The following is a 5034-nucleotide window of genomic DNA, read 5'->3' as shown; positions in this document are numbered from 1 at the left end:
CTCCAGCTCGCGGTACGCCTTCAGGACGGTGTTGGGGTTGATGGCGGTGGACTCCACGACCTCGCGGGCGGTGGGCAGTTGATCGCCGGGGCGCAGCAGTCCGAGCCGGAGGGCCTGTTTGGTCTGCTGGACGATCTGGACGTAGGTGGCGACCCCGCTGTGCCGATCGATGCGGTATTCGACCACGCGCTGAACCACCCTTTCACTAATTGAGTAGTGGAAGGGTGATGCAGAAGAGGGGCGCCCGTCAAATCCGGACGCCCCTCAACTCAGTTGCAGTCAGGAAGGGTTCACGTCTCCGTGCGGTACATCAGGTCCGTCTCGTGGGTGGTGAAGCCCAGGCGCTCGTACACCGACACCGCCGCCTTGTTGTCCGCGTCGACGTAGAGCATCGCGGTGGGCAGGCCGCGCCCGGCCAGGTGGCGCAGGCCGATCGTGGTGAGCGCCTTGCCGAGGCCGCCGCCCTGGCGGCCGGGGCGCACCCCGACCACGTACACCTCGCCGAGGCCCTCCTCGGCGTGCGCCTTGGTCCAGTGGAAGCCGACCAGCTCGCCGTCCTGCTCGGCCAGGAAGAACCCCGCCGGGTCGAACCACGCCTCGCTCTCCCGGTCGTCCAGGTCGCGCCGGGTCAGCGAGCCCTGCTCCGGGTGGTGGGCGAACGCCGCCGCGTTGGCCTCGAGCCACGCCTCCTCGTCCCGGCCCGGCTCGAAGGCCCGTACCGTCACGCCCTGGGGCAGCACCGGGTCGGGCAGCTCCAGGCCGGTCAACGGCCGGCGCATCTGGCGCAGTTCGCGGAACAGGGTCAGGCCGAGCACCTGCGCGAGGTGCCGGGCCGCCGGGTGGCCGCCGTGCGCCCAGACCCGCAGCCGCTTGCCGGAGGCGGCCAGCAGGGCGGTGCCGAGCGCCCGTCCGTGCCCGCGTCCCCGGTGCGAGGGCCGCACGACCAGCTCGGCGGCGGGGGCCTCCACCGGGTCGGTGTCCTCCAGCTGGGCATAGCCGACCAGTTCGTCCCCGGCGTACAGCAGCAGATGGGAGACGCCCGGCCGGGCGCCGCCGCGCAGTTGCAGCCGGCCCTGCTCGGAGACCGGCTGCTGCCCGTCCGCGCGGGCGGCCTCGGCGAGGAGTGCGAGCACGGCCTCGGCCTGACCCGGCGTGAGTGCGGCGTGCGTCTCGATGGAGCGGGCGGGGAAGGACCGTACGGAGTCGTCGCTGCTCATGCGTACGAGGGTACGGCGCGCGCGGCCGGCGCCGGATGCGCGGGAATCCGTTTCCGTCCGGCGGGGTCGAGCGGGGAGAATGCGGGCCATGGGACATCTGGACGTCGCGCATCTCGAGTACTACCTGCCGGACGGGCGGGCGCTGCTCGGTGATGTGTCGTTCCGCGTCGGCGAGGGCTCGGCCGTCGCGCTGGTCGGCCCGAACGGCGCGGGCAAGACGACGCTGCTCAGGATCATCGCGGGCGAACTCGACGCGCACGGCGGCAAGGTGAGCGTCAGCGGCGGACTCGGGGTGATGCCCCAGTTCGTCGGGGGCGTCCGGGACGAGTCGACCGTCCGCGACCTCCTCGTCTCCGTCGCCCCCCAGCGCATCCGCACGGCCGCGAAGGCGGTCGACGAGGCCGAGCACGCGATCATGACCGTGGACGACGAGGCCGCGCAGATGGCGTACGCCCAGGCCCTCTCCGACTGGGCCGAGGCCCAGGGGTACGAGACGGAGACGCTGTGGGACATGTGCACCACGGCGGCCCTCGGCATCCCCTACGACCAGGCCCAGTGGCGCCAGGTGAACACTCTCTCCGGCGGTGAGCAGAAGCGGCTGGTGCTGGAGTACTTCTTCCGGGGCCACGACGAGGTGCTGCTGCTGGACGAGCCGGACAACTACCTGGACGTGCCCGGCAAGCGCTGGCTGGAGGAGCAGATCCGGGCCACCCGCAAGACCGTGCTGTTCATCTCGCACGACCGGGAACTGCTCGCCCGCTGTGCCGAGCGGATCGTCAGCGTGGAACCCGCCGAGGGCGGCGCCGACGTCTGGGTGCACGGCGGCGGCTTCGCCACCTACCACGACGCCCGCCGCGAGCGCTTCGCCCGCTTCGAGGAGCTGCGCAGGCGGTGGGCGGAGAAGCACGCCCAGCTCAAGAAGCTGGTGGTCACCCTCCAGCAGGCGGCCTCGGTCAGCCACGAGATGGCCTCGCGGTACGCGGCCGCGCAGACCCGGCTGCGCAAGTTCGAGGAGGCGGGGCCGCCCCCCGAGCCGCCCAAGGAGCAGGACATCCGGATGCGGCTGCGCGGCGGCCGTACCGGCGTGCGCGCGATCACCTGCGAGGCGCTGGAACTGACCGGGCTGATGAAACCGTTCGACCTGGAGGTCTTCTACGGCGAGCGGGTCGCGGTCCTCGGCTCCAACGGCTCCGGCAAGTCCCACTTCCTGCGCCTGCTGGCCGGGACGGACATCGCGCACACCGGGCTGTGGAAGCTCGGCGCGCGGGTGGTGCCGGGTCACTTCGCGCAGACCCACGCCCACCCCGAGCTGGTCGGCCGCACCCTGCTGGACATCCTGTGGTCCGAGCACTCCCACGCACGCGGCCCGGCCATGTCGATCCTGCGCCGCTACGGCCTGGACCGACAGGCCGAGCAGAACTTCGAGCGGCTCTCCGGCGGCCAGCAGGCCCGGCTCCAGATCCTGCTGCTGGAACTGGCCGGCACCACCGCCCTGCTGCTGGACGAGCCCACCGACAACCTCGACCTGGAGAGCGCCGAGGCACTCCAGGAGGCGCTGGAGGCCTACGAGGGGACCGTGCTGGCCGTCACCCACGACCGCTGGTTCGCCCGCTCCTTCGACCGCTTCCTGGTCTTCGGCTCCGACGGCCGGGTCCGCGAGACCCCGGAGCCGGTGTGGGACGAACGCCGGGTGGAGCGCGCCCGCTAGCCCTCCTCGTGCGTCTCCGGCGGGGGCGTCGGCGCGCCCGGCAGCCGGACGGTGGCGACCGTGCCGCCGTCCGGGGCGCGGCCGAGCGTGACCTCGCCGCCCGCCTGCTGGACCGTACGGGCCACGATGGACAGGCCGAGTCCCGAGCCGGGCAGCGCGCGGGCGCTGGGGGAGCGCCAGAACCGGTCGAAGACGTACGGGAGCTCATCGGCCGGGATGCCCGGACCGTGGTCCCGTACGGTCAGCACGCCGTCGGTCAGCCGGACCTCGACCGTGCCGCCCTCGGGGCTGAACTTCACCGCGTTGTCCAGGATGTTGACCACCGCCCGCTCCAGCGCGGAGGGTTCCGCCCGGACGAACCAGGGCTCCAGGCCGGCCGTGATCGTCAGCTCCGGTCCGCGCAGCCGGGCCCGGCGCAGCGCCTCCTCGACGGTCTCCTGGAAGGAGAACACCTGGACCCGCTCCCCGCGCTGCCCCTCGGCGCGGGACAGTTCCTGCAGGTCCCCGATCAGCGAGGCCAGTTCGGTCATCTGTGCCTTCACCGAGGCCAGCAGCGCCTTGCGGTCGGCGGCCGGGATCGGGCGGCCGGTCTCCTCGCTGCGGGTCAGCAGCTCGATGTTGGTGCGCAGCGAGGTGAGCGGGGTGCGCAGCTCGTGCCCGGCGTCCGCGATCAACTGCTGCTGAAGATCGCGGGACCCGGCCAGCGCGGTCGTCATCGAGTTGAAGGACCGGGAGAGCCGGGCCACCTCGTCGTCGCTGTCGTCGGCCACCGGGATGCGGACGGCCAGGTCCTCGGTGCGGGCCACGTGCTCGACCGCCTCGGTCAGCTTGTCCACCGGCCGCAGCCCGGCCCGCGCCACCGCGAGTCCGGCCACCCCCGCGCCCACCACCCCGATCCCGGAGACGAGCAGCAGGATCAGCGCCAGGTCGCTCAGGGTGCGCTGGGTGTCCTTCAGGGAGAAGGCCACCATCACGGCGACCTCCGGGTACGGCTGCGCCCCCGGAGCCCCGCCGACCGGCACGGCGCTGGTCATGACCCGTACGTCGCGGCCCTTGGAGTCGACGCCGTCGCGCAGGGTGCGCCGGCCGAGGGTGGCGTGCCGGGCGGCGGCCACGTCCGCGGCGGTGGTCCTGACCGTGCCCTCGGAGAACGGGGTGACGCAGGTCTTGCCCTCGGCGGTGACGATCTGGAGGTAGAGGAACGAGGGCGGCCCCTCGTCCGCGCCGGGCGACTGCGGACAGGTCAGCAGCAGCGTGGTCACCTGGTCGGGGCTGAGCGGGCGGCCGAGGCTCTGCAGGCGCTCGTCCATCTCGCCGTACAGCTTGCCCTGCACGATGAACCAGCAGGTGACCGAGACCGCGGCCACCGCGAAGGCGACGGCCGCCGCGACCAGCATCGCGAGCCTCGCCCGGATCGGCAGCGCCCGGTAGCGCCGCATCAGCCTCCTCACTCGGCGCCGCCCTGCCGCAGGACGTACCCGACGCCCCGGACGGTGTGCACGAGCCGGGGCTCGCCGCCCGCCTCGGTCTTGCGGCGCAGGTACATCACGTACACGTCGAGGGAGTTGGAGGAGGGTTCGAAGTCGAAGCCCCACACCGCCTTGAGGATCTGCTCACGGGTGAGCACCTGGCGCGGGTGCGCCATGAACATCTCCAGCAGGGTGAACTCCGTACGGGTCAGCTCCACCGGCCGCTCGCCCCGCCGTACCTCGCGGGTGGCGAGGTCCATCCGCAGGTCGCCGAAGGTGAGCGCCTCGTTCTCGCGGGCCTCGGCGGAGACGCTTCCCGCGTACGAGCTGCGCCGCAGCAGGGCCCTGATGCGGGCGAACAGCTCGTCCAGTTCGAAGGGCTTGACCAGGTAGTCGTCGGCCCCGGCGTNNGTTCCGGATGCGGCGGGCGGCGGTCAGGCCGTCCATCCGGGGCATCTGGATGTCCAGCACGACCAGGTCGGGCCGGTAGTCCCCGGCCTGCTCCAGCGCGTCCGCTCCGTCGACGGCGGCCCGGGTGTCGTACCCCTCGAAGGCGAGGCTGCGTTCCAGGGCCTCGCGTACGGCCGGTTCGTCGTCGACGATCAGGATGCGCTGGGGGTCTCGGTCGCCTTCGGCGGGG

Annotated in this window: 4 protein-coding genes and 1 pseudogene; 1 reads left to right on the top strand and 4 read right to left on the bottom strand. The window is 72.7% G+C overall.

Features of this window, described 5'->3' with window-relative positions; all coding sequences use genetic code 11:
- Both CCN33_RS17580 and mshD read right to left on the bottom strand, forming a co-directional pair.
- Window positions 1-186: GntR family transcriptional regulator (locus CCN33_RS17580; RefSeq protein WP_140394575.1), on the bottom strand; the 186-nt coding region annotated here is incomplete at its 3' end.
- 104 nt (window positions 187-290) lie between these two features.
- On the bottom strand, window positions 291-1217 hold the full coding sequence (mshD, locus tag CCN33_RS17575; protein ID WP_086694541.1) for a mycothiol synthase: 927 nt from the start codon (window positions 1215-1217) through the stop codon (window positions 291-293).
- Between the two features lie 88 nt (window positions 1218-1305).
- On the opposite strand from mshD, the gene CCN33_RS17570 reads away from it, so the two are divergent.
- A complete protein-coding gene (locus CCN33_RS17570) occupies window positions 1306-2925 on the top strand; it encodes an ABC-F family ATP-binding cassette domain-containing protein (RefSeq protein ID WP_086694542.1) in 1620 nt (539 codons plus the stop codon).
- Here CCN33_RS17570 and CCN33_RS17565 read toward each other — a convergent pair.
- Both CCN33_RS17565 and CCN33_RS17560 read right to left on the bottom strand, forming a co-directional pair.
- Window positions 2922-4364, bottom strand: coding sequence for a sensor histidine kinase (locus CCN33_RS17565; RefSeq protein ID WP_244173848.1), 1443 nt, complete (start codon window positions 4362-4364; stop codon window positions 2922-2924). The genes CCN33_RS17570 and CCN33_RS17565 overlap by 4 nt on opposite strands.
- Before the next feature lie 8 nt (window positions 4365-4372).
- Window positions 4373-5034, bottom strand: a pseudogene (locus tag CCN33_RS17560) (response regulator transcription factor); the annotation flags it as partial.

The organism is Streptomyces recifensis (genome assembly GCF_002154615.1).
GTDB classification, from domain to species: domain Bacteria; phylum Actinomycetota; class Actinomycetes; order Streptomycetales; family Streptomycetaceae; genus Streptomyces; species Streptomyces griseoluteus.
This window is presented reverse-complemented; position numbering and strand designations above follow the sequence as displayed.